Origin of the sequence: Microbulbifer sp. CNSA002, assembly GCF_047324085.1 — a bacterium.
Classification (GTDB): domain Bacteria; phylum Pseudomonadota; class Gammaproteobacteria; order Pseudomonadales; family Cellvibrionaceae; genus Microbulbifer.
This window is the reverse complement of record NZ_CP172449.1, coordinates 1,049,587-1,073,661: the sequence shown is the minus strand read 5'-3', so window position 1 is coordinate 1,073,661 and position 24,075 is coordinate 1,049,587. Positions and strand designations below refer to the sequence as shown.

Here is a 24,075-nt window from a genome sequence, read left to right as displayed (position 1 = left end):
TAAAGCCCAGGCAATAGCCTGGTCATCAGAGGGTACTTACTATGAAGACTTTCAAACAAGCATTTGAAGTCATCAAGGATGCTGAGAGATTTCATCTGGAAATGGCAGCTGTTTACGAGACCTTACTGGACAAATCAGAAGACTACCGAACCCAATTGCTATTAAAACACATGCTTGAACATGAGCAGAGAATGGCGAAAAACCTGCAGAACTACAATGATGTAGCGCAAAATAAGGTGATGAAGACATGGCTGCAATACACCCATGAAGAAAGTGCCAATGACTTTATTCGCCGCCTCAATCTGAGTGATCCACCGACAATTCGTGAAATTAATAATATGGGACGAGAGGTAGATCGCTATTTCTCAGAACTCTATCAGGCGGTGTATGGTGCAATTGAGTCGATGGAGGTGAAAGAGGTGTTTGAAGACCTAAAGCAAATACAAGATAAGGAAAGAATTACCTTATCTATGGCCACAAATTCACTGTGGGATATGTAAAAATCCCGCTACTTACAGCGGGATCTAATCGTCACATAATTCTGCAGTCGGCTAACCCGGTATTAAGAAACACCAGGTTAGCCAGCTACATAGCAACTAGAACTACTTAGAACTCATACTGCGCTCTTACGTAGTACAGAGCTCCATTGAATCCCATAGGTGCCGTTTCCGGATATTCCGCTCCAGCAACACCGGACCAGGGGTTTTTATCCGGGTAGTTGTTGAATACGTTTTCCGCACCGGCAATCAAGGTCATGGAATCATTGAAGTCATAAGCAGCCTCAATATCCACAGTCCATTCATCACCGGCATCAATGGGCAAGCTGTAATCGTCCAAATGTGCTTCCCAGTAGCTACCGTAGTAGTTGAGTCGCACTAAGCCGCGCCAGCTGTCACCACTATGGGTGACAGATGCATTACCGCGCACCTCTGGTAAGCCATCCTCCAGCTGCCTGATACGCATTTCATCCATGGTATCCGTACTGAAATCGGTAACTTCCGTTTCCGTCCAGTTGAAAGCCAGGTTGAAATCTGTCGCATCACCGAGTGGGTAAGTCGCCACCAGGTCAACACCCTGGGTTTGGGTATCGAAGTCATTGGTGTAGAAACGGAAATATTCAAGGGAATCAGCACCACTGATGCCATCCTGAACCAACTGATCTCGCTCTTCATCAGTCAGTTCCTGGTTAGCAGATTGAGTGATTCGATCTGTAACCTCGATGAGGAAGTAATCCAGGGTAATATCCCAATCACCTGCGGCAATAATTGTACCGAAAGTAAAGCTCTGAGACTCCTCTGGCTGCAGCTGCTTACCGCCTTTCAATACAGCAATGGGGTTGGTTGCCGGAATAGTTCCCCGGTTAGCCAATGCGCCATTGGTATAAGCCGTAGTGACATTGGTAATGTTGGACTGACCTGGTGTTGGAGCACGGAAACCGGTGCTCAGTGTAGAGCGCAGGGCAATCACATCGTTGATTGTATAGTGGGCTGACAATTTGAAATTGGAAGTATCTCCGAAATCAGAGAAATCTTCCCAACGCAGTGCCGCACCTAATCGAAGAGCTTCGACGACTTCGAGTTCGAAGTCGGTGTAAAGTGCAATATTATCCCGGTCAAATGTGCCTACAACCTCAGGACCAAAACCAGAGAACCCATTCGAACCAATCAGGAAACCCTGCTCTGCCAGATCACCAACTTGCCAGGAGGCAGTATCACCCTGTTTGACCTCAAACTCTTCTTCACGCCATTCAAAGCCCGTGGCCATGAACAGAGGCATTCCGGCAAGTTCAATGCTCTTAGTCAAATCGATATTGAAGTTGTTTTCTTCCTGTATATAACCACCAGGGCTAAATCTGGTCGGGCTGTCAGGTCCGAGCGTGGCGTTGACGGTGTTGTAGATTAAAAAATCTACTTCGTTGTGACCGGTACTGGCACTTACGTCGTAGCCAATGCCATTTGCCAACTCACCACGAACACCAAATACTGCTGAGTAGTCCTCTAGCTCACCGCCAAAGCGCGGAGTAAATCCGCCTGGGAACATTTCGGTGTATGAGAAGCACTCATCACTAGACTGTGCTTCCTCATGGGTCATGCCAATACAATCATAGATACCATTGCTAGCATCCAGATCACCAATTAAGGGCTCATCATCAAGCGCATAAACGCCGGGACGAGTTTCCGGGTTCCGGAAGTAAAAGCCCCCATCTGTTTCGCGGCTGGCATAGTTACCAAAGGCATACAGCTCAGCAGTATCATTTATCTCTATGGCACTGTTAACAAAGAACTTGGTGTCGTCATTAACTTCTGGCTGGCCCCAGATCTGCGCAGGATTGGCAACATAGGTATTGCCATCTGCGATCAACTGGGCTGCATCGTCTCGCTGCACACTGCGGCTGGTAGAGTCCTGCTCACGGTACTCGAGGCTGACATTCACAAAACCAGAATCCGTCAGAGGCAGACCGAAATTCGCCGCTATCGTACTCTGATCACCATCACCTTCAGCGGTAGTTGCATACTTGGCTTCAACCGTGCCGCCCTCCGCTGCATCCTTTAACTGAAAGTTGATAACGCCGGCAATCGCATCGGAGCCATATTGGGCCGCGGCACCGTCACGGAGGACTTCAACCTGTTTCAGAGCAATCGCCGGAATTGCGGAGATATCTGGCCCCTGGGCACCATCTGAAACACCACTTCCGAGGAAGGAAATGACGGCAGCGCGATGGCGACGCTTGCCATTCACCAGAACCAGTGTGCTATCGGGTGGCAGTCCACGCAGGTTTGCAGGGCGAACGATTGAGGCAGCATCAGAAATTGGCTTTGCATTAACGTTGTAGGATGGAACAACGTTTCTAAGCAGGTTACTGAGATCTCCATCACCCTGGTTTACAAATTCTTCTCCGGTCACGATATCGATGGGAGCGGAGGAATCTGTAGCGGAACGCCCTTCAACACGGGTACCGATTGTTATCACTTCCTCAAGGAGTGCATCTTCAGCAAAAGTGGGACTGCTTAGTGCAGCAATCGAAGCTGCCAGCAGAGAGGGAGCGCCAAAGGCTGTAAGCCAGCGCTTCTTTTTTTCATTCATAGGAGAAATACCCTGTTTTAGTTATCTCTTATTTTCTTCCGAGCCAAATCAACCAGCTTTCACTTAAACCAATTTGTGCGTTACAGCAAAAATAAATTGGCTAATTAAGGTAGTGCTCCAGGAGATCAATAAAAATTTTTTACGCACTTGAAAGCTCGCTTATGCAGAGGGAGGTTACCACCAATACATTCACTGCAAGAAGTGTGACAACCAGAGAAAATGCCAGAAAAACTACAATTTGCAAGAGCAAAAAAGGCAATTTAAAAATTAAGAACGACTAAAAATGTAGATACTGACAAAACTGCCAAAAATAAAATAAATCTAATTAGATGATTAAATTAAATTTTAGTACAAAGGGAAGCCAAATAGAGCGCTCATGAACAAGCAGGGTATATCCCAAATAATAACTTCTACAGAGGACAAATGAAACTTATTTGATGATTTGAGGTAAAAAAATAACCTTAGCCTACCGTAATAAACATGATAAATATCATTTCACAAACAAATACCGTGAAGATATTTTATCTTGTCAGCTCTAACTCACAGACAAACATCCACAGAAAACCCACTTAACAAAAGAGGTTAATACTAAAAAACTAACGAATATGGGACAAGCAAACCTAACAAGAGTAGATTTGTGTTATAAAAAAACCACCCACTGATACGCTTCGAAGCTAGTAGAGTGGCTTTAATAAACGTCACAGTGAACTATCAGTCTAACTTTTGGTTGACAAAGATATCTCTAAGTAAACCTAGCAACACTATTCAACAATCAAGTGCGAACTTTATTGCGGCTTGAGCGTGAATCTCTGTGGAGTTCATCAGGTGAGTAGAGGTATCCTCTTGCGAAAGCAACATGCAAATCTCTGTACACCCTAGGATCACACCTTCGGCACCTCGATTGGATAGCAAATCCACAATACGAATAAATTCCATTTTTGAACTGTTAAGGACTCTTCCCTTACAGAGCTCTTCGTAAATAACCCTGTGGACTATCTCTCTATCGCTGGGCTCCGGAATCAAAACCTCAATCCCATACTTTTCCTGCATATAGCCACGATAGAAATCTTGCTCCATAGTAAAAGCTGTCGCCAACAAGCCGACGGTCTTTATCCCTCTGTTCTTAAGTGCTTCAGCTGTAGCATCACCAATATGTAAAAAAGGTACATCAATAGTCTCGATAATATCTCCGGCTACTTTATGCATAGTATTAGTGCACAATAAAATGCCCTCAGCACCAGCTTTTTCCAGGCACATTGCCGCCTCAACCAATAGCTTACTCGCCTGAGCCCAATCACCCTCCATTTGTAACCGTGCAATTTTTTCAAAATCGACGCTGTAAAGTAGAATTTCAGCCGAGTGCAGCCCTCCTAACTTTTGAGCAATTCCTTCATTAATCAGGCGATAATAAATTGCTGTACTCTCCCAACTCATTCCACCCAAAAGGCCAATCTTCTTCATCTTTGAGCTCATCTAATATCCCTTAATACATGTTGCGAATACTAACATGAGAGAGTCGAAAGACTGATTGTAAATTGAGGGCATTCAGGAATAGCGACAACTTAATTAAAAGTACCAATTCATATAAAATCGGTATTCACTTATAAATTACATACGGACGTGATTTAATACTTTTCTTATTCTTAGTGAAAGATCAATAATCAGACACTTCTGTAGGATCAACCCGCATACAGGAAGCTATTAAGTTTCTCTTACTGAAGTTGTAACCGGACACGACACTCATCAAGTTTTCCCTTCCCAATAGCCGGTGGGTAATCTCACCAAGAGGCAATCCTTGCCGGTCCAATTCCCGTGCTTCAGTTGCAAGATTTAACAAATAATCATACTTGGCTTGTAAGCGGATTTTTCCTTTTTCTACAATCCCTCTATGAGGACAAAATATAATATCAAAATCATAGGTGAGCACTTTTTTGATACTGTGCATTAAAGTTGGAATACTTTCATCTTTACGCAATAGCTTTAACTTACTAGCTACATACAGATCAGCAGTGAATATCCACCCTCGATCCTGAACCAGATAACAGGTCATGTCTTTGGCATGCCCTGGTGCGGGGATAACAACTACCTTTTCGCCGGAGAACCTTAAATCTTCCGGTAGTGGCGCAGCTTCCGCACGCCCGGCCCTCCCCCAAATCAGCATCTGTATTGGAGGTATCCGAAAGCCTCTCTTTAGTATCTCTACTGTCGCCTTAGGGGCTCTTGGTTGAATACCGGTAAGCTTATAAATTGCACCGGCGTTACCACTATGATCTTCGTGGTGATGGGTGAGGACTAATTGCCGAAAAGGTTTATTTTTTACAAACCACTTGACGTATTTCCACTGGTTACTGGGGCCGGCATCGATAATAGTGTCACCCAACCGATATACAATAAAGGTTGTATTGATACCAAAATCGAAACGGCCGACCCTTTGCGCATCCAGATCTTGATAGTCAAAAGAATCAATAACCGACACGCCACTCTCCAGCGCAAGAGACAGACCTTTAAGGAATTATAGAAGCATATCTATAAGGGCAGTCCTCCCCGGCAATTAGGCAATTTTAACGCCAACCATCGCAGGCTCAGGGAAAGAGAGTTTGATATAAGCTTAAATACGACACAGTAACCTTAATGGTGACAAGCTACTTTGTCATCTTTAAGCGCAACTGCAAACCCAACTTGGATGTGGCGCCAGTGGTGACCCAGGCAACGCGCCCGTCAGTGTCGACAATCAGCAAGGTTGGCGTCACTTTAACGCCCCATTGGGCGCTTAAAACACCATATGGATCATTTAGAGAAGGAAAAGCAAGTTCGTGATTCCGCATATATTCAGTAACCACCTCTTCTGTTCCAGACTGCATCGCAACACCAACAACCTGGTAATCCCGAGACAGGTCAGTCACAGCGGGGGAAACTATCCGGCAATAGGGGCACCAGGTTGCCCAAAAGTAAATTAATACTGGCCCTTTGGGATACATCTGTTTTAAATCAATTAGATTTCCCTGCAGCGATTGCCCCTCTAACTGAGGGGCCTGGTTCTCAGGGATATCTCTTTGGTGGAAATAACCCACGGCAGTAACCATTAGTACCGCCAAGGTGATAAATATCAACGCCTGAATCAGGTAGCTATAACGAGCTTTTTCCACCCCAAATAAACTCCTTTAGTACTTCACACTACACCCATAAGCCCGCGACGAGGACTTGGGCACAGCCAGTCCCTTCAGTGAAGCATCCAGTGCAGCAGAAACATAATTGTGTGAACTGCCGATAACCGCAGGATTGGCTGAGTCATTATCATCAATGGCTCCAGCATATACGACTTCTCCCTGAGGATTAATGATAAACATATGCGGAGTAGTTTTAGCTCCATAAGCACGCCCCATAACTCCAGAGGTATCCAGCAAGAAGGGTACGCTTGCGCCGAGGTTATGACTCTGTGCAACTGCCATAGCCTGCTCTGGCTCCAAATAGCCCTGCTTTCCTTTAGCTGAAGAAATAACCGTGAGCCAATTTACTTTCTGTGCTGTATACCTTTTTTGAAGGGACTGCATATTACCACTGCCATAGTGTTTCCTGACATAGGGGCAATCTTTATTAAACCATTCAATAACCAACCATTGGCCTGTGTAATCGGAAAGATTGTGAGTTTTTCCAGCAGCATCCACTACTGAGAATTCTGGCGCTTTTTGTCCAGGAACGGCTGCTGCCAACACAACACTCGGCAACATCAGGAATAAAAGCAAAACTCCTCTAAGTATCGAATTATTCACGTTGAAAAGTAATTTCATAATTAACCATCCTCACTATTAACAGTTAAGTGCTTACTAAACAGTGCTGCAATTAAAGACTCTTGCAGCAGTGGTGGAAGTAACTCTGGTTTTTTCTCTCCTGCAGGGTACCATGCATATACAGGTACAGAGTTCCTCCCTAAATCCTGCAAAGCTTGAGTAATTTCAGGGTTATAACGCGTCCAGTCGGCCCGAATTAGAAGCACGTTATTCTTTTTAAATAATGCTTGTACATTTGGGGTATCAAGCACCAGCTTTTTATTTACCTGGCAGGTAATACACCAGGCTGCGGTATAGTCAATAAATACAGGGCGCCCATTATCCAAGGCTTCCGTCAAAAGTGCCTTGTCATAACGATGCCAGTCATACGCCATTTCTGCAGATTGCTCACCACCCTCCATACGGATTGCCGGTAGAGATATTAGCAAAATAGCAGCGACACAAATCAGACCCGCTGCTCCCCCCTTTTTGGAAAAATTTTTTACTAGCCAGATTGCAAGAGTAACAACGAGCAACAGGCTTAAACCGGCCAACCAACCAGAGTCCCCAGCTAGGCGCCCTAAAACCCATAGTAGCCATATCACCGTTGCGTAAAGCGGAAATGCCAGAAACTGACGCAACTTCTCCATCCATGGACCTGGAGCTGGCAGATGCCTCAGTATTACAGGACTTGCACACATCAAAATAAATGGCGCAGCGAGCCCTAAACCGAGGCATAAGAAGATGAGTAGAGCCTGAAGTGGAGGAATCACCACCGCTGCTCCCAGAGCTGCTCCCATAAATGGACCGGTACAGGGGGCCGCAACAAAGACAGCTAAAACACCGGTGGTAAAGGAGCCACGGCTACTGGAGCTAGCAAGCCCCATTAATCGGTGCCCAAACTCAAAAAAGCCGCTAAAGGATAAGGCCATCAGCCAGAAGAGCATAATTAACCCAATTACCACAACCGGTGACTGAAGTTGAAAACCCCAGCCAACGGCCAACCCTCCCCAGCGTAGCGCCAATAAAGCAAGCCCCAGGGCAAGAAAAGTCACCATAATACCGGCGCTATATAGGAAAGATTCACGCAAACGTTCGGTTGGGCGATTACCACCGTCAATCAGTCCAAATAGCTTGATGGACAGCACCGGGAAAACACAGGGCATCAGATTCAATAGGAGACCGGCAATAAATGCTAACAGAAGTAAAAGCCATATAGAGGTCGCGCTCTTCTCAATTTCCACTTGGGATAAGAGGGGGGCAGAGACTTTCCAGGCCCGGTCCGAGTCTGTAATCACAAAATCGCTGCTTTCAATAATCTCAGAGCCTGGCAGACGCTTGAACTTATAGAGGAGAGTTTCATCTTTGCGCTGAACTTCTGGCTCAGACGCAGAGTACAAGTCACCATTTACGGGGAAAATACTAGGTATTTCATCGCTACGATTCCCACTGAGCTGCAAAGTAATATGCTCACTACCTCGCGCTGAAATGGATACTGGTTGCCACGGGCTCTCACTTTCTCCCCCTGGAAGCCTGTTGGCAAAGTAATTCCTTAACGCCAGATCTGTAGCTGGCCAAGCCGCCTGCTCTGCAACCGGCCGTACAAGGCTCATAGTGGCAAAGCCCGGTATGCAATCCACTTTACAAACCAACCACTCCAGGTCCGCATGCAGGATGATCTCTTGCGTGCGCTTATCTGGGAGGAGCTGGAACAGGTAGGCAACATTCCCGGAGTACCCCAGGTTAGTAAGATGCTCTACCCGGAGGCGCGTTGGGAATGGCCATTCGATCGGCCCTAATAAAGCGCCCTGAGCCTCCATATCAAACCGTGGAGCCGACCCTGAATCTCCAGCATTACGCCAATACACATGCCATCCAGGATCTACCTCAAAGTAGAATCCAACTGTCTCTCTCATTCCTTGGCGAAATGTATCAGGTGCCAGCCAACGCACTTTGACGTGATCACCAGATGCCGTCTCCTGTGCTACAGGGAGACCCGCAACCAACAGTAACGTTAAACAGCAGATGTTGATCAGCGTGGTCTTTATTTTCAATGTGATTCTCCTTCTCGCCTAATCAACTGGTATTCCTCCTTTGGGTCAGATACAAGTTACAACATTGGCCTCACCCATCACAAAACGAAGTCTCACTATACTCCGATCATACCTAACCTAAAGAAGCGCCCAGAATGCCTGCCTTGCAGATAAGTGACGGCCGTATCCTTACTTATGATGACTATGGTGATCCAAATGGCTGGCCTGTGCTTTTCAATCATGGCTTCTCAGATTCGCGACTAATTCGCAATCCTGATAAGGACCTTACCGCATCTCTTGGCGTAAGAATCATCTCAGTAGATCAACCTGGTGTGGGGGGATCATCTCCTCATAGAGGCCGGCGAATGGTTGATTGGGGATCGGATATCGAAGAACTGGTTAATCGTCTAAATATCGAGACATTTTCGGTAGTCGGCCATTCAGGTGGTGCCCCTCATGCACTTTCTATCGCTAACAAACTTCCCCACAGAGTCTCTAAAATTGCCCTTGCAGCCCCAGTTGCGCCACTGGACTACCCAGGAATGACTGACCTGCTAAAAAACCCGGATATCAGACTTATCGCAAAGATCCATCGTTGGCAATTTCTTACTCGTTGTCTGTGCCGATTAAGTGCATACCAAGCCAATAGCAATATACAAGATTATATTCAGCTCTTTGCAAAGAAAGACGCCTCTGATGCCGCACTGTTTATTCGAGACCCGGCACTTAAGAAAATGTTTGAAGAATCATTTTCTGCTGGAGCAACGCAGCATGGGGAGGGTTTTTTTGAAATGATAATGGCGCTTTGGGATTGGGGGTTTGATCCTCGTGAAATCACCACTTCCACCAAAATATTTTATGGTGATGCCGACGATATAATTGATATTAAAATGCCAGAATATCTCTCAAGTATAATGCCAAATAGCTCAACTCAAAGCTGGCACCAGCTGGGACACTATGCCTTTGTTAACAAGTACTGCTGGGTTGAGTTGCTCAAGTCAGCTCGCAAGTAAGCCTTGCGAACTTTACGAGCAACGCTTTTATCTAGCCATCAACAGGCAAAGCCTCTACAGCACTTACCGGGACCAGGCTTGAAATAAAATCCTCAGTGGCCACATCCCAGGAATAGGTCCTGGCATGAGTAACACAGTCCGATCGGTCCAATAATAGTGCCTTTTCTATGGCCACTTGCAGATTGCTATCCAACGCTCCAACGGGGGCATCACCAATGATATCTTTCGGACCTGTCACAGGGTAGGCGGCAACGGGCAAACCACAGGCTAAAGACTCAAGATTAACCAGACCAAAAGTGTCAGTTACCGAAGGAAATACAAAAACATCTGCAGCGCTGTAGCATTCAGTTAAGTCCTTACCCTCTTTAATTCCCAGATATACCGCCTGTGGAAACTTCCTCTTTAATTCATTGAGTTGAGGACCATCCCCCACGATAACTTTTGTTCCCGGTAACTCAATAGATAAAAACTTATCTAGTGATTTTTCCACTGCAACACGTCCTACATTGAGCATGATAGGTCGAGTTAGGCCCTCAAAAAGTTTTGTCTCAACTGGATGGAATTTTTCTAACTCTACGCCTCTTCGCCAGCGGGTGACACGGGCAATTCCCAAGGCTCGAGCTTCCGCTGCCATACCATCTGTAGTCACCATTGTTTGTGCTGCGGAATTATGAAAGCGACGCAGGAGACCGTGTAACCACTTCAGTGGAACTTTATAGCGAATCGATACATATTCAGAGAGACGGGACAGCCAAGATGTCGTAAAACGCAAATTATTCCGTTTGCAGTAGCCACGAACAGCCCACCCCACTGGACCTTCACTCATGATGTGAATGGCGTCCGGTGAAAAATCCTCAATAATTCGGGCAGCTTTCCCACCGGGAAATACTGCAATTTTCACTTCTTTATAGCCTGGCCAGGGGAAATTAGTAAAATCAGTAGCAGAAACAATTTTTACTTGGTGCCCTCGTGTTGTGAGTTCTTTCTCAGTTTTTTCCAGCACTCTGGAAACACCATTTAGTTGCTCCGGATAAGTATCCGTAGCAATCAAAATCTTCATATTTTGCACTCTTCAGCTATAGACATAAAACCTCACCTTCCACAAGCAACCTTGATTTCATATAAAATCAGGGCCATTGAAGTATAAAAAAATCACCACTTCGACACACAAGGGATTTTAGCTTGGTCACATCGATGTGAATATTTTTTGGCAATACCCTCAACTTCAGTGAGAAGATTATCATTCAGAGTTATAGGCTTGAGCCCCATCTCGATAAGCTGGTCATTATTTACCAACAAATCATTTTCTGCTGACTCTTTTCTGGGGTTGTCCAAGTAGGCAATTCCCACCCCTGTCTTGTTGGAGATTAAATTTGCTAGATCCCTGATACGATGCGTCTCTGTCATTTGATTCAGAATTTTGACTCTATCGCCTATCTCTGGAGGATTTTCAATAGCTAACTGAATACATTGACAGGTATCCTGAATATGAATAAATGCCCGCTTCTGGCCGCCAGTGCCATGAACGGTAAGTGGGTAATTAATCGCCGCTTGCATCAGGAATCGATTGAGGACTGTTCCATAATCACCATCATAATCAAATCGATTAATCAGAGATTCATCCCTTTGTGTTTGTCGGGTCTGGGTACCCCAAACGATCCCTTGGTGTAAATCAGTGACACGTACCTGATCGTTCTTGTTATAGAAGGCAAATAACAATTGTTCCTGAGCCTTTGTCATATGATAGATAGAACCTGGATTACTAGGGTAAAGAATCTCCTGTTCACTCAAATACCCTTCAGTCTCTACCTGAATTTTTAAATATCCTTCGGGAATAGTGAGACCAGATGTTCCATACCCGTAGACACCCATAGTACCCAAGTGAATCAAATGTATATCCAATCCGCTTTCTACTATAGCCGCCAGGACATCATTGGTAGCATTCAAGTTATTATCAAGTGTATAACGTCTATGCCGGACAGATTTCATCGAATAGGGTGCAGCACGCTGTTCAGCAAAATGTACAATCGCGTCTGGTTTTTCCTCTTTTAAGAGAGTGACCAATCGCTCAAAATCCTGTCCGAGGTTAATATAAATATGCCTGATGGACATACCGGAAACTTCACGCCATACACGAAGCCGCTCTGACAGATGCCTGATTGGTGTCAATGAATCAACTTCAAGCTCAATATCAATTTTTCGCCGTGATAAGTTATCAACAATAATAACTTCATAACCCGCCTCTGAAAGGTGGAGAGATGTAGGCCAACCACAAAACCCATCACCTCCCAAAACCAATACTTTTCTCACCCGACCCCCTAAAATTTTTTAGGAATTAATACAATTCGAATAAACTAATATTTTTAGCAGCTTCGAATTAACCTACCTCATTCAAAAGTACCAACCACCGTTAAATGAGGCCATACGGGCAAACTTATTCGATTTTTTGTGACAATGTCATGACAATCCATATCACTACTCAAACTTCTTGTGCGCCACTAAGAAAAACGAACTGCTCGTTAAAAATATCTCTCAGCAGCTTTGTAGTTGATAGCAGGTTTAGGGCTTCCTAGCCTACGGGCGCAATAATAGAACTATCTCATTGTTTCCATATTGAAATATATGGCGTCAAAGATATTTATCGCGCCATTCAAATGAATAGTGCGCCAATTTTACTTTAAGCCCAAATACTTGAGACTCTAAAACGAAAACACCATTGTTTAGACCGGTCACGCCCCCCTCTATCAGAAAGGGAAAATACGCCAATAGTGTTTTCAATAAAACTAAACTTTTTTGACAGTTATACGAATTACATTATTGGCTCATGCCCAAAAGCGTCTTTATGTAAGTGAGACAGCGACCAAGTTCCCTTCATCTCTTTATCTACACTCAAAATCACATGCTAAAATTTAATCTGGTATAAAAAACCGACCACTTACCGAGGACAAGAAGCGCTCCTATAAACCCCATCTACAGCGGTGATATTAAATTCCACTTACAGCCCACAAGCAGATAACTTATTAGACTCCAAACCAGATGTCACCGAAAGATAATACGGATTCACAATTGGGAGATTCACTTTGAACCGAAAGCAACTACAAGTTCTTCAAAATACTCATCGCCTTCAGCAACAATAATAACCAGCACTTTTTCCTAAATCTAATGTCACAACCACCGGGAACAGGGAATTTCCGTGAAGCAGGAAACCCTGTCACCGAAAGGCAAATATGCAAATACCTGCTTTTTCTAAGGAACTTCTCTATCACAAACGGCAACTAAAAAAGCCGAAAAACAAAAACATAGCCGCGTACTCTAGCGCGGTAGGTTATGGGCAAAATCGACACAATCGGGATCGCATTTTAGATCTTTAGGTCAGTTAATCTGAGCTTTAAAGTCTGCTATCGCAATACTGTATCTCCCGTGGTCTTGACGCCTGCCATAAGTGGCAGAACAGGCACAGTTCTACCTATAAGAAGCTTGCAAGGATGCTGTTAAACCTTCACTGGATGCACTTTGCGAGATAAAAATGTTACTACCAAAATCTCTATCAATTTTTCCTTGTAGCACAACTGATAATCAGTTTTTTGGGGAATGGTGCTTAAAAGAAAAGTGGTCGAGTGTCTCCGCATCGAGTGCATTTTCGTAGAAGAACTCACCTTACGTCCGCTCAATATCAGTACCCGGAGATATAGCTGATGATACTTAAAAAACACCTGTTGCCTGTCGCTATGGCAATATCGGCTTTAACATTTAATGCCACTCCAGCGCTTGCCGACTTTGGTTCCAAGCACGATAAAAACCGAGTTCCCAAGCACGCAAGAAAAAACCAAAGACAGCAAAGGACCACTCCTTTCGATTTTAGTGAGGTCTTTGATACCGTACAGATATTGCATGCTGGGGCAATTGAAATTCACCTGGGTGGACATTTAGAGCAATCTGATCTCGAATCCATGGATACCTTGGAAGCCTATGTTCACGCTTTTGAGGAGGGCGATGAATTATTCGAGATGAATTACAACGCTCTCGACGGGGTCGGCGTAAATGTAGGCAACGGCAAAAGATTCACCAGCTTCCCTCGACCCGACTTGAAAGGGCCAAATGCATGGGCAAATGTCTTGCCCCACCGTACGACAGGCCCCAACGGTGACTCCTGTATCAGTTGTCACAACGTACCCGTGGCCGATGGCGGTGGTGGTGTTAACGATAATGTGATTCGCATGGATCCTGAGCGCAAGCAAAGAGGATTTATCGAACGTCAGTCGCCCCACTTGTTCGGTATGGGGGCTGTACAGTTGGTAGCAGAAGAAATGACTACCCAACTGCACACTCTGCGGGATGAGGCTATCAGTGAGAGCTGCTCATCCGGCACCGATACGACTGTCGCACTAACCGCAAAAGGCGTTAGCTTTGGTGAGATCTCCGTCTCCTGTGATGAGGTCAACTACGATAACGTTGAAGGTCTCGATACTGACCTGGTAGTCAGACCCTTTGAGTGGAAAGGCCTAACCGGATTTGTACGCGCATTCGTTCGTGGCGCGGCACACCAGGAATTGGGCATGCAGGCCACTGAACTGGTCGGTGATGCGGACAGTGACTTTGATTCGATCACTAACGAACTCAGTGTTGGTGACATCACCGCGTTAACTATCTACAACGCAGCGCAACCCCGTCCGGTAACAAAAATCGAGCTTAACAGCGTAATCGACTCCCTAACGGAAGAGGAGCAGGAGACATACGGCCTACCCTTAAGCAATGAGGAAATTGCCAGTATCGAAAATGGCGAAGAGCTATTTAGCTCCATTGGCTGTGCCTCTTGCCACTCCCCCGAGATGGAAGTTGCATCGCCGGTATTCTATGAGCCCTCTCAGCACGCTAGCTACCGCGATGAAACTTATCCCGCAGGCGATATAGCCGGCCTACCCAGCCAATCCCTGCAATTTAACTTGCTCACAGAGATCATGGATAACCCTCAGGAGCTTCCTTCTGGACAAACGCTGGGGCAATTTGAGGAATCGGAAAATGGCGGGGCTATAGTCCGCCTATATGGTGACCTTAAGCGTCACGATATGGGAACAGCCATGGCCGAGGAAATTGATGAAGGCAATGTGGGAGCCTCAGTATTCCTTACAGAAAACCTCTGGGGCGTTGGCTCAACACCACCTTACTTACACGATGGCCGCGCCACCACTATGACTGAGGCGATTGTCTATCACGGTGGTGAAGCTGAATCCAGCAAGGAACAGTTTGATGCGCTGAGTGACACTGAAAAGGCAGACCTGGTCAACTTCCTGGATAACCTGGTGCTCTATCTCGCGGAAGAATAAACGCAAGGTTAACTCTATAAACCTGAAGCGGGGCGGCCACAGGCTCGCCCCGCCTCTCTTTATCCCTCCCTAATCGGGAACATTTCGCTGGTGCCATTCAGCCAGGGACTCTTCAGGGTAGCTTCCAAACATTTCGTCCCCTTCCCGTATATCTGGCTGCACCCAACTCGGAGCATAATCCAGCATCATGTGGCTACGCACTGGCGGTACCGGCAACTCAGAATCAATCGCAGAAGCGAAGGGGTGTACCAGTTCTGGCCAGCGCGGGTCCCAAAGCCATAACGCACTGCCACACTTTGAACAAAAATGTCGCTGTGCCGGACTCTTCCCGCTACTTTCCCGACTCCGAATCCCAGTTTCAGCCTGATAGACACTCAAAAACTCCTCGCCCTCCACTTTCAGGGTTTGGAAATCTGCCCCCAGGTTAATAGCAAAGCCCCCTCCTCCAGCAGTTTTTCTGCATATTGAGCAGTAACAACGGTTGAAGGGATAAGGTTGCCGGGAGTTCAGACTGAACTTAACCGATTGGCAGTGGCAAGATCCTTTGAGTTTCACAGTACTTTTCCAGACTTTTACCTTTCGTTCCGCAGGTGGTCAGAATGACGGTTTTACGAACTGCACAGTTTCTTGTGCCAAATTTATCGATGACTGAAATTGCTACACAGATCATAAGTGTATCCGGGCTAAACTGATTCACCCATCCCCAATGAGACTCAGGGCGTCACACCAATGAATGAACCTATCAGGCATGATAAGTGGCAGGCTCAAGAGTACGTAAACGCCTCTGACATGCAGTGGCGCCACGCTATGGAAGCCATACATCGCTGCGATTATCGCCAAGCTGCCACTATTCTTGATGTGGGTTGTGGCGATGGCAAGGTAACCCGCTATTTAGCTGAGCGTATGACAAATGGCAGGATTATCGGTATTGATCTAACCGAGGATATGATTTGTTATGCTAATAAAAATTACGCCAATATACCCAACCTATCCTTCGAGCAAATGAGCGCAGACGAAATCCAGTTCGACTGCAAATTCGACATTATTTTTTCTTTTAGTTGTTTACACTGGGTAGCGGACCAAGCTCAAGTCTGGAATAGTTTTTATAAATATTTAAAAGTTAACGGTAAAGTAGTTTGTGGTTTTCAGGTTGATCATGAAAATTTCTGGGAGACCGTATACGAGGAACAGGAAACAGCTACATGGAAACCCTATTTTGAAAGTTTTTACGATCCTTATAATCACTATACGCTAGAAGAAATGCGGAACTATGCCGAAGAAGCAGGCTTCTACTTACCAAGATTCGATGAAATCTATCATGTGGAAAATTTTCAAACCTGGGAAAAGCTCACTACCTTCTTTCTATCATGGGTTCCCCAGTTCCGTCATCTAGGCCACCCAGAAAGAGAGCAGTTTGCCGACCAGGTAATGAACAAATACTATAAGAAAATCCACCCGGAAATGCGAAAGGATGCTGGGGTAAGAATCAAACGATTTATTATTGAAGCAGAGAAATAGCCTCTATTCAGGCTTTCCTCACAGCACCAACACTCTCACCTGCTGCCACAGAGGATTCTGATATATTTTTATAAATAATAGTTGCACCAATTATTAACATAATTAACTCAATCAAGTAGTGAGTGCCACTTAAAGTTAAATACACAATAGATTCTTCAGGGAATAGTGGATAAATTGATACACCTAGATAAGCTACCACCAGACTAACACACAACCAACGCTTTAGCCGCCCCGTTATCATCCGAGTCAATATAAAGAAGGCATAGGCAAAAGCAATAGATATCAATGTAAAATAGGGATAGATAATATCTATCAAACTAGGTGCAAGCCCCTCAGAAGATTCATCATAATTTAGTGCTATCAGGAAAGGTTTTAAAAAACTCAATATATTGCTTAGTAATGGCCAGGCAAGCAACCCAAAAATAAATACCCTTAGCGATTCCCTGATCACAAAACACCCTTCTTCTGCAACTCTTAATCCAGAAGCAACGATCATCTTAACAAATAACTTTGCATCGAAATTGGCTACTGGCTAGTACGTAATGAAAACCTAGAGTCTAGGCATCTCATCCAAGTTAACCTGTAAGCATGAAGCAATCAAATTTTTCTTGCAGAAGTTATAACTAGTCAAAGCGCTGAACAATCCTTCTTTACCTAATAAACGCAAAGTAGTCTCTTCTAAGGGCAGTCCCTGCTGCGTCAACTCCTGCGCCTCTCCAGATAGATTAAGCAGGTACTCATATTTTTTATTCAACTGCTGCCAACCATCCTCTACCACACCTCTATGAGGGCAAAGGATAACGTCAAATGAATGATCCAGGACTCCCTTTATACTTTTCATTAATGTAGGGACATCTTCATCAATACGCAGGAACTTTAAGTAGTTGGCAATAAATAAATCAGCACTAAACAGCCAGCCACGCTCAGGTAACAAATAGCAGGTCATATCCTTTGCATGCCCGGGACTAAATACTGGTAATACTTCTTCTTCACCAATGTAGACCTCCGCTGGGAGAGGTGCTACCTCCGCTTTTCCCGCAGTTCCCCAGAAAAACTTCTGCATCGGGGGAATTCGGAAGCCTTTTTTTAATATACCAATAGTCAGATCCGGGGCCACCGCCTGCACACCGGTAAGTTTCTGGATAGCGCCGGCATTGCCACTATGGTCTTCATGGTGATGAGTCAGCAATAACTGCTTTAGCGGTGCGCTTTGTATAAACGGCTTGACATACTTCCACTGATTGCTGGGACCCGTATCAATTACGGTTCCATTGAGGCGATAAACAACAAAGGTTGTATTAACACCCATATTGACTCGGCCGACGCGAATAGCATCTAAGCCTTGATAATTAAAGGTTTCACGTACTGGCATAGCTGTGCCCTTGGATAGCTAGGCGTTATTTTTAGGCGAATGCCGTATCTTGGGGAATTGTATTTCCCATGAAAATGAATGACATATCCGTTCCGAACCCTAGACAGTTATGGAGGAGACACATCCTGACTTACTGCAGAATACTGAAACTAGCTGGTCGAGGGTTATTCTAGTGCCACCACTTCTATTCCGGCATCGGTATAACGCCAACGCAAATTGAATTCACACAATTGCATGCCATAAGTGCGCTGTGGATCGGTCTTTTGGTATGCCGGTCTTGGATCCTGGGATAACACCTGTTCAATTAAACGGGGGAGATCTGTACCCCAGTCATCGCGGTAGGCTTTGGCTTTATTCAGAACTGACTCGGGGATAGTAACGGGAATTTGCACTGGAGCTGCGTCAGCAAATTCACTTTGCGCATGCGTTAACGCATCCGCATAGGGAACATAGGGTTTAATATCCAATACTGGCGTACCATCGACCAAATCTGCCCCGGCAACTATCAACTCCACTTTAGGAGAGGTGCGCACCTCCAGAAGACGAACTACTGACAGCCCGATATTATTGGGACGAAAAGGCGAGCGAGTGGCTAGTACACCCAGTTTCTTATTGCCGCCCAAACGGGGCGGGCGCACTTTAGCTGACCACTGCCCAGCGGCTTGGTGAAATTGGAACACTACCCAGATATGGCTATTTTGCTCCAGACCCGCAACTGCATCTGGCGTATCCAGGGGGGGTAGCAATGCAATACTGGCGCGACTGGCATCCGCCAATAGTGGCTGGCGGGGCACTCCAAACTTTTCTCCAAAGCAGGAATGCACCCGCGCAATAGGCTCTACAACCATTTAAAATCCAAACACTTTTATAAACTACTTATCAATACCGCCGACACACAGATATTTTATTTCCAGGTAATCCTCAATACCGTATTTTGAGCCCTCGCGCCCCTGCCCGGATTCTTTTACACCGCCAAAGGGTGCCATTTCGTTGGAAATAATACCCTCATTGATACCGACCATACCGTATTCAAGTCCTTCTGCAACACGCCAAATACGACCGATATCCCTGGAGTAAAAATAAGAAGCCAGACCAAATTCCGTATCGTTGGCCATTTTAATGACTTCTTCTTCAGAGGAGAATTTATATAGCGGAGCTACCGGACCGAAGATCTCTTCTTTGAACAAGTGCATTTGATCGGTGGCCCCACCCAATACTACGGGAGAATAAAAGCATTCCCCCATAGTACTGGGACCACCAGCAACTAAGGTTTGCGCGCCTTTTTGCAGCGCATCTTCCACCAGAGATTCCGTTTTCTTCACTGCTTTGGTGGTAATCATAGGGCCCATGTCGACACCGCTATCAAAACCACTGCCCATGGAAAGCTGGTTTACCGCAGCGGAAAATTTCTGTGCAAATTCATCGTAAACACCTTCCTGCACGAAAATGCGATTGGCGCATACACAGGTTTGACCGGCATTGCGATATTTACAAACAATTGCGCCCTTTACAGCTTCGCCAATGTCGGCATCATCAAAAACAATAAATGGGGCATTACCCCCCAATTCCATAGAGGTTTTTTTCATGGTTGCTGCACACTGGGCTTGCAGCAATTTTCCGACAGCGGTAGAGCCGGTAAAAGTAAATTTCCGCACTAAGGGATTGGCCGTCATTTCTGCGCCAATCTCCGGTGCCTTATCCCCTGCGACAATATTAAAAACACCTGGGGGAATTCCCGCTTCCTCAGCGAGAACTGCGAGTGCCAGTGCGGATAGAGGTGTTTCGGAGGCGGGCTTGGCAATAAATGGACAGCCTGCGGCAATAGCGGGAGCCATTTTGCGTGCGATCATAGCGCTGGGGAAATTCCATGGCGTTACAGAACAGGTCACACCAATCGACTGCTTGATAACCAAGAGCCGTTTATCACTGGAAGGCGGGCTAATAACATCCCCGTAGACGCGCTTGGCTTCTTCCGCAAACCATTCGACATAATTAGCACCATACACAATTTCAGTACGGGCCTCCGTCAGCGGCTTGCCTTGCTCTGCGGTCAAAATAATGGCTAGATCATCGGCGTTAGCAATTATCAGCTCATACCAGCGCCTGAGTATTTTCGCTCTTTCTTTTACCGGAGTATCGCGCCAGGCAGGCCAGGCTTTATCAGCAGCTTCTATAGCACGACGAGTCTCATCTGCCCCCAAGTTGGCGATACTGGCAACCGCCTTGCCAGTTGCCGGGTCCAACACATCGAAGGTATCGCCAGAATCAGCGTCAATCCACTGGCCATTGATATAGGACTGGTTGCGCAGCAATGCAGGATTCTTCAGCTTCAACATCGTATTCTCCTTGTGGTTTCTTCCCTGGCCCCATCAAAAACGGGATCACTGGTACGATAGAAATCCCACAATGCCATTCCACTGTGGGTTAAGGCTGTAGAAGCTGGAGTGGTGCGCAAACCGGCAGTATCCCTTGCCGGCTTACAGGTAACCTAAGTTACCGCCTCTTATTTTTTCTTCTTTTTAACAAACTTCATCAGGCGGCGTTTCTTGGCCTTCTGGCGGTCACTCAGCTTGTTCTTTTTGTCCGCGTAGGGGTTAGCGCTGGTGCGGAACTCAATTTTTACCGGAGTACCGTGCAAATCCAGAGCCTTGCGGAAAGTCTTCTCCAGATAGCGCACATAATGTGCCGGTACCTGCTCAGTCTGGTTACCGTGGATCACAATAACCGGCGGATTTTGTCCACCGGCGTGAGCGTAGCGCAATTTGATACGATGTCCGTGCACCAAAGGTGGTTGGTGCTCACTTACCGCCCACTCCAGAATACGAGTGAGGTGATTAGTGGACAGTTTGTCTGTAGCGCTCTGGTAAGCACCCTCAATGGACTCGTACAGATGCCCAACACCGGTGCCATGCAGTGCAGAAATAAAGTGCACATCAGCAAAGTCCACAAAGCGCAGGCGGCGCTCCAACTCGGCTTTCACATAGTCGCGATGATCCGCTTCCAGCCCATCCCATTTGTTCAGGGCAACTACCAGCGCGCGTCCCGCCTGTACCACGCTGCCCATCAGGTGCATATCCTGGTCCACCAGGCCTTCGCGGGCATCGATCACCAGCACCACCACGTTGGCATCTTCCACCGCCTGCAAGGTTTTGACGATAGAGAACTTCTCCACCGATTCCTTGATATTTTTCCGGCGGCGAATGCCCGCAGTATCGATCAGGGTGTAAGGCTTTTCGTCGCGTTCATAATTGATATAGACGCTATCGCGGGTTGTGCCGGGCTGATCGTAGACAACAACCCGGTCCTCACCCAAGAGGCGGTTAACCAGGGTGGATTTACCCACATTGGGGCGGCCCACAATGGCAATCTTGATTCCGGTCGCTTCCTCGGCTTCCTCTTCAATCTCCTGCTCGGGCAGGTCCTCGATGACCCGCTGCATCAGGGAGCGAACACCGCGCCCGTGGGTAGCAGTCGTCGGGAAAAGCTCACCAATACCCAACTCATAGAAAGGTGCCAGGGCAATATCCGGGTTTACCCCATCAACTTTGTTGGCCACCAGGAAAGTGGGCTTGGAGCGGGTGCGCAAGCGCTCGGCAATCATCTCGTCGGCTGGGGTCAGGCCGGCGCGGCTGTCCACCAAAAAGAGTACGAAGTCTGCTTCTTCGATGGCCTGCATGGATTGTTCGGCCATAGCCGCATCGATGCCTTCTTCGCCACCGGAAATACCACCGGTATCTACCAGTAACAGCTTGCGCCCGTCGATCTCCGCCTCACCGTACTTGCGATCGCGGGTAAGCCCGGCGTAGTTGGCCACCAAAGCGTCGCGAGACTTGGTCAACCGGTTAAAAAGTGTGGATTTGCCCACATTGGGGCGCCCGACCAGGGCAATTACTGGCAGCATACAAATTCTGGTTTTAGCCGTATAAAAAAATACAAAAGCCCGCGCGAGGCGGGCGATTTCAACTTGCCTGCGCAGCAGGCTCCATTTGCGGGCTCTAAGCCCTAAGGCGGACAGCCTGTCCGCCTCTCGTCAGTTGGCTGCGATTATCAGGAATCAGCGAGGCGTAGAGCTGATAACTTGCCGTCATCCGACAGCACAAATATCAGGTCGCCATCAACCAGAATGGGGATGCGAATCGCATCACCGTCCACCTGCTCGCGGCCAATAAATTGTCCGGAATTGGGGTCCAGCACATGCAGGTAGCCTTCCAGATCACCCACAACGACCACGTCCTGGAAGAAAGCCGGTCCGCTCAATTCGCGGCGCAATAGTTCGTTATTACTCCACTCGATCTGGCCGCTGCCCACATTGTAGGCATAGACGCTACCGGAGGCATCACTGAGGTAGACATGGCCACCACCTACTGCCACTTCGTGGTGGGTAGAGGCATCGCGAGCCCAGAGGCCGCGGCCATTATCTTTGGACAGGGCGACAACACGGCCCTGGTAGCTGGCGGCAAACACCAAATCACCGCGCACTACTGGAGCACCGTCGATATCAACTACCCGCTCCAGCTCCGCAGAGCCCTGGGGAATAGCGACTCGCTGTTCCCAGCGCTGAATGCCATCGCGGGCGTCCAGGGCCAGCAGTTTGCCGTTATCCAGGCCGGCAATCACCATACCACCGCTAATAACAGGTGCTGCAGTACCGCGCAGGGTCAGTACTGGCAAATTGGTATTGTGGCTCCACAACTCTTCACCGCTGGTAGCGTCGAGGCCAACCAGCTTGCCATCTACGGTCTGCAGGACAACCACGCCAGCACCGATCGCTGGAGCGGCAACTACTTCGCCGGAGACCTGGTAATTCCATAGCTCAGCGCCGTTTTCGAGATCCAGAGCCACAGCGCGGCCGCGGTAGTCGGAGACTACCGCCATGCCCAGGCCAGTACCCACACCACCGCTCAGATCTACATCCAGATCTGTCTCCCAGAGCTTGCGCCCGGAGCTGCGATCAAAAGCACTGATTTCACCATCGCTGCTGGCAGCTATCAGGCGACCATCGATAAGGCTCGGCTGCAGCATCGCGTAACGCTTTTGGTCAATACCGCCAATATCGGCAGACCACACCTCTTGCAGGGCAACAGTGGAGTTAATATCCACCAGTTCGACGGGGTCGACATCTTCCTTCTCGTCATTAGAGGCACAGGCAGCCAGGGCCACCGCTAGCGCCACCGCTGCAGTGCGACCCGCAGCGCGATTCAGAAATCCCATTACTCGTCTCCCTCAGATACAGGCTCGGTTTGGTTCTGAGCGTCACTGCTCTCGGTTACCGCCAGGCTTTCAGCCTTCAGGCGCAGAAGTTGGGTGTTGCCCGCTTGCTCTGGCAGAAGCTCTGTCAGTGCTTGCTCGTACGCGGCACGCGCACCGGCGATGTCACCCTTTTGCTTCAGGATATCACCACGAGTCTCAGAATAAAGGGCCGCGAATGCCGGGGGTACAGTGCCCTCGAGCAATTTCAGGCCTTCATCGGACTCACCACGGGCCGCCAAAACAGCGGCCAGGCGGCGTTTAGCGAGCAACTCCAGGCTTGCTTCACTGGTGTTGTCGAGTACCCACTGCAGCTGCTGCTCGGCAGCTTCCAGGTCATTGCTCTCCGCTGAAATAGCCGCGAGACGCAGTGCAGCCTGGCTGGCGTAGATACGTTTGGCAAAATCGTCTTTCAGCTGCTCGGCCACATTCTTGGCAGTGGTAAGCTGCTTGTTGTCCGGTTGATTGTTGTTGGCGGAGACCGCTTCAACGAAAGTCTGGTACAGGTCAGAGGCCGCTTCAGCCTTAGTGCGCTGATCTCCCTGCCACCACTGATAACCGAAGTAACCGGCCAGGGCCAGCACAACGCCAGTCACAATTCCCTTGCCATTTTCCGCCCACCAGCGCTTCAGCGTTTCTATTTGTTCTTGTTCGGTAAGATGCTCAGCCATTGGGTAATTTGCCTTTCCTGTAGATTACTAACTTTCCCGGCGGGGG

20 protein-coding genes are annotated in these 24,075 nt (G+C 47.3%); 4 read left to right on the top strand and 16 right to left on the bottom strand.

Features of this window, described 5'->3' with window-relative positions; all coding sequences use genetic code 11:
- The first annotated feature begins 41 nt into the window (after positions 1 to 41).
- Positions 42 to 500: a hypothetical protein gene (locus ACG1BZ_RS04670; RefSeq protein ID WP_282934036.1), complete on the top strand. Its 459-nt coding sequence runs from the start codon at positions 42 to 44 to the stop codon at positions 498 to 500.
- Between the two features lie 106 nt (positions 501 to 606).
- On the opposite strand, the gene ACG1BZ_RS04665 is transcribed toward ACG1BZ_RS04670, so the two are convergent.
- From ACG1BZ_RS04665 to ACG1BZ_RS04640, 6 genes are all read right to left on the bottom strand, one after another.
- On the bottom strand, positions 607 to 3,084 hold the full coding sequence (locus ACG1BZ_RS04665) for a TonB-dependent receptor plug domain-containing protein (RefSeq protein WP_413664581.1): 2,478 nt from the start codon (positions 3,082 to 3,084) through the stop codon (positions 607 to 609).
- A 765-nt stretch (positions 3,085 to 3,849) separates the two neighbouring features.
- Positions 3,850 to 4,545 (bottom strand): aspartate/glutamate racemase family protein, encoded by a 696-nt coding sequence (locus ACG1BZ_RS04660; protein ID WP_413664580.1) that lies wholly within the window; start codon positions 4,543 to 4,545, stop codon positions 3,850 to 3,852.
- 193 nt (positions 4,546 to 4,738) lie between these two features.
- Positions 4,739 to 5,560 carry an MBL fold metallo-hydrolase gene (locus tag ACG1BZ_RS04655; RefSeq protein WP_282934039.1) on the bottom strand — a complete coding sequence of 274 codons (822 nt, stop codon included), beginning with the start codon at positions 5,558 to 5,560 and terminating at the stop codon, positions 4,739 to 4,741.
- A gap of 166 nt (positions 5,561 to 5,726) precedes the next feature.
- Complete coding sequence (locus tag ACG1BZ_RS04650; RefSeq protein WP_413664579.1) at positions 5,727 to 6,230, bottom strand: protein disulfide oxidoreductase; 504 nt, start codon at positions 6,228 to 6,230, stop codon at positions 5,727 to 5,729.
- A gap of 15 nt (positions 6,231 to 6,245) precedes the next feature.
- Entirely contained in the window at positions 6,246 to 6,872 is a 627-nt protein-coding gene (locus tag ACG1BZ_RS04645) for a thioredoxin family protein (protein WP_413664578.1), read from the bottom strand.
- A gap of 2 nt (positions 6,873 to 6,874) precedes the next feature.
- Positions 6,875 to 8,905 carry a protein-disulfide reductase DsbD family protein gene (locus ACG1BZ_RS04640; protein ID WP_413664577.1) on the bottom strand — a complete coding sequence of 677 codons (2,031 nt, stop codon included), beginning with the start codon at positions 8,903 to 8,905 and terminating at the stop codon, positions 6,875 to 6,877.
- A 134-nt stretch (positions 8,906 to 9,039) separates the two neighbouring features.
- On the opposite strand from ACG1BZ_RS04640, the gene ACG1BZ_RS04635 reads away from it, so the two are divergent.
- The gene (locus tag ACG1BZ_RS04635; RefSeq protein ID WP_413664576.1) at positions 9,040 to 9,897 is read left to right on the top strand and encodes an alpha/beta hydrolase; all 858 of its coding nucleotides are present in this window, start codon (positions 9,040 to 9,042) and stop codon (positions 9,895 to 9,897) included.
- Between the two features lie 31 nt (positions 9,898 to 9,928).
- On the opposite strand, the gene ACG1BZ_RS04630 is transcribed toward ACG1BZ_RS04635, so the two are convergent.
- Together ACG1BZ_RS04630 and ACG1BZ_RS04625 are read right to left on the bottom strand one after the other, a co-directional pair.
- Positions 9,929 to 10,957 (bottom strand): glycosyltransferase family 4 protein, encoded by a 1,029-nt coding sequence (locus ACG1BZ_RS04630; protein ID WP_413664575.1) that lies wholly within the window; start codon positions 10,955 to 10,957, stop codon positions 9,929 to 9,931.
- 92 nt (positions 10,958 to 11,049) lie between these two features.
- Positions 11,050 to 12,207 (bottom strand): NAD-dependent epimerase/dehydratase family protein, encoded by a 1,158-nt coding sequence (locus ACG1BZ_RS04625; RefSeq protein ID WP_413664574.1) that lies wholly within the window; start codon positions 12,205 to 12,207, stop codon positions 11,050 to 11,052.
- 1,385 nt (positions 12,208 to 13,592) lie between these two features.
- Here ACG1BZ_RS04625 and ACG1BZ_RS04620 point away from each other — a divergent pair.
- The gene (locus ACG1BZ_RS04620; protein WP_413664573.1) at positions 13,593 to 15,221 is read left to right on the top strand and encodes a di-heme oxidoredictase family protein; all 1,629 of its coding nucleotides are present in this window, start codon (positions 13,593 to 13,595) and stop codon (positions 15,219 to 15,221) included.
- A gap of 69 nt (positions 15,222 to 15,290) precedes the next feature.
- Here the strand turns inward: ACG1BZ_RS04620 and ACG1BZ_RS04615 are convergent, their stop codons facing one another.
- A complete protein-coding gene (locus tag ACG1BZ_RS04615) occupies positions 15,291 to 15,776 on the bottom strand; it encodes a GFA family protein (RefSeq protein ID WP_413664572.1) in 486 nt (161 codons plus the stop codon).
- A gap of 174 nt (positions 15,777 to 15,950) precedes the next feature.
- Here ACG1BZ_RS04615 and ACG1BZ_RS04610 point away from each other — a divergent pair, with 174 nt between their 5' ends.
- Entirely contained in the window at positions 15,951 to 16,739 is a 789-nt protein-coding gene (locus tag ACG1BZ_RS04610) for a class I SAM-dependent methyltransferase (protein WP_413664571.1), read from the top strand.
- 7 nt (positions 16,740 to 16,746) lie between these two features.
- Here the strand turns inward: ACG1BZ_RS04610 and ACG1BZ_RS04605 are convergent, their stop codons facing one another.
- From ACG1BZ_RS04605 to ACG1BZ_RS04575, 7 genes are all read right to left on the bottom strand, one after another.
- The gene (locus ACG1BZ_RS04605; protein ID WP_413664570.1) at positions 16,747 to 17,235 is read right to left on the bottom strand and encodes a hypothetical protein; all 489 of its coding nucleotides are present in this window, start codon (positions 17,233 to 17,235) and stop codon (positions 16,747 to 16,749) included.
- Positions 17,236 to 17,289: 54 nt separating this feature from the next.
- Positions 17,290 to 18,111 (bottom strand): MBL fold metallo-hydrolase, encoded by an 822-nt coding sequence (locus ACG1BZ_RS04600; protein WP_413664569.1) that lies wholly within the window; start codon positions 18,109 to 18,111, stop codon positions 17,290 to 17,292.
- A gap of 164 nt (positions 18,112 to 18,275) precedes the next feature.
- Positions 18,276 to 18,959 (bottom strand): tRNA (N6-threonylcarbamoyladenosine(37)-N6)-methyltransferase TrmO, encoded by a 684-nt coding sequence (gene tsaA, locus ACG1BZ_RS04595; RefSeq protein ID WP_413664568.1) that lies wholly within the window; start codon positions 18,957 to 18,959, stop codon positions 18,276 to 18,278.
- Between the two features lie 24 nt (positions 18,960 to 18,983).
- Positions 18,984 to 20,447: an NAD-dependent succinate-semialdehyde dehydrogenase gene (locus ACG1BZ_RS04590; RefSeq protein WP_413664567.1), complete on the bottom strand. Its 1,464-nt coding sequence runs from the start codon at positions 20,445 to 20,447 to the stop codon at positions 18,984 to 18,986.
- Positions 20,448 to 20,614: 167 nt separating this feature from the next.
- The gene (der, locus tag ACG1BZ_RS04585; RefSeq protein ID WP_413664566.1) at positions 20,615 to 22,012 is read right to left on the bottom strand and encodes a ribosome biogenesis GTPase Der; all 1,398 of its coding nucleotides are present in this window, start codon (positions 22,010 to 22,012) and stop codon (positions 20,615 to 20,617) included.
- A 146-nt stretch (positions 22,013 to 22,158) separates the two neighbouring features.
- Complete coding sequence (bamB, locus tag ACG1BZ_RS04580) at positions 22,159 to 23,322, bottom strand: outer membrane protein assembly factor BamB (protein ID WP_282934067.1); 1,164 nt, start codon at positions 23,320 to 23,322, stop codon at positions 22,159 to 22,161.
- A complete protein-coding gene (locus ACG1BZ_RS04575; protein WP_413664565.1) occupies positions 23,322 to 24,029 on the bottom strand; it encodes a YfgM family protein in 708 nt (235 codons plus the stop codon). The genes bamB and ACG1BZ_RS04575 overlap by 1 nt, the downstream gene beginning before the upstream one ends.
- Positions 24,030 to 24,075 lie beyond the last annotated feature (46 nt).

What these genes read in the sequence shown, in the direction of transcription:
- ACG1BZ_RS04670 (WP_282934036.1), top strand. Translation starts at nt 42, where the DNA reads ATGAAGACTTTCAAACAAGCATTTGAAGTCATCAAGGATGCTGAGAGA.
- ACG1BZ_RS04665 (WP_413664581.1), bottom strand. Translation starts at nt 3,084, where the DNA reads ATGAATGAAAAAAAGAAGCGCTGGCTTACAGCCTTTGGCGCTCCCTCT.
- ACG1BZ_RS04660 (WP_413664580.1), bottom strand. Translation starts at nt 4,545, where the DNA reads ATGAAGAAGATTGGCCTTTTGGGTGGAATGAGTTGGGAGAGTACAGCA.
- ACG1BZ_RS04645 (WP_413664578.1), bottom strand. Translation starts at nt 6,872, where the DNA reads ATGAAATTACTTTTCAACGTGAATAATTCGATACTTAGAGGAGTTTTG.
- ACG1BZ_RS04635 (WP_413664576.1), top strand. Translation starts at nt 9,040, where the DNA reads ATGCCTGCCTTGCAGATAAGTGACGGCCGTATCCTTACTTATGATGAC.
- ACG1BZ_RS04630 (WP_413664575.1), bottom strand. Translation starts at nt 10,957, where the DNA reads ATGAAGATTTTGATTGCTACGGATACTTATCCGGAGCAACTAAATGGT.
- ACG1BZ_RS04620 (WP_413664573.1), top strand. Translation starts at nt 13,593, where the DNA reads ATGATACTTAAAAAACACCTGTTGCCTGTCGCTATGGCAATATCGGCT.
- ACG1BZ_RS04610 (WP_413664571.1), top strand. Translation starts at nt 15,951, where the DNA reads ATGAATGAACCTATCAGGCATGATAAGTGGCAGGCTCAAGAGTACGTA.
- ACG1BZ_RS04605 (WP_413664570.1), bottom strand. Translation starts at nt 17,235, where the DNA reads ATGATCGTTGCTTCTGGATTAAGAGTTGCAGAAGAAGGGTGTTTTGTG.
- ACG1BZ_RS04600 (WP_413664569.1), bottom strand. Translation starts at nt 18,111, where the DNA reads ATGCCAGTACGTGAAACCTTTAATTATCAAGGCTTAGATGCTATTCGC.
- tsaA (WP_413664568.1), bottom strand. Translation starts at nt 18,959, where the DNA reads ATGGTTGTAGAGCCTATTGCGCGGGTGCATTCCTGCTTTGGAGAAAAG.
- ACG1BZ_RS04590 (WP_413664567.1), bottom strand. Translation starts at nt 20,447, where the DNA reads ATGTTGAAGCTGAAGAATCCTGCATTGCTGCGCAACCAGTCCTATATC.
- der (WP_413664566.1), bottom strand. Translation starts at nt 22,012, where the DNA reads ATGCTGCCAGTAATTGCCCTGGTCGGGCGCCCCAATGTGGGCAAATCC.
- bamB (WP_282934067.1), bottom strand. Translation starts at nt 23,322, where the DNA reads ATGGGATTTCTGAATCGCGCTGCGGGTCGCACTGCAGCGGTGGCGCTA.
- ACG1BZ_RS04575 (WP_413664565.1), bottom strand. Translation starts at nt 24,029, where the DNA reads ATGGCTGAGCATCTTACCGAACAAGAACAAATAGAAACGCTGAAGCGC.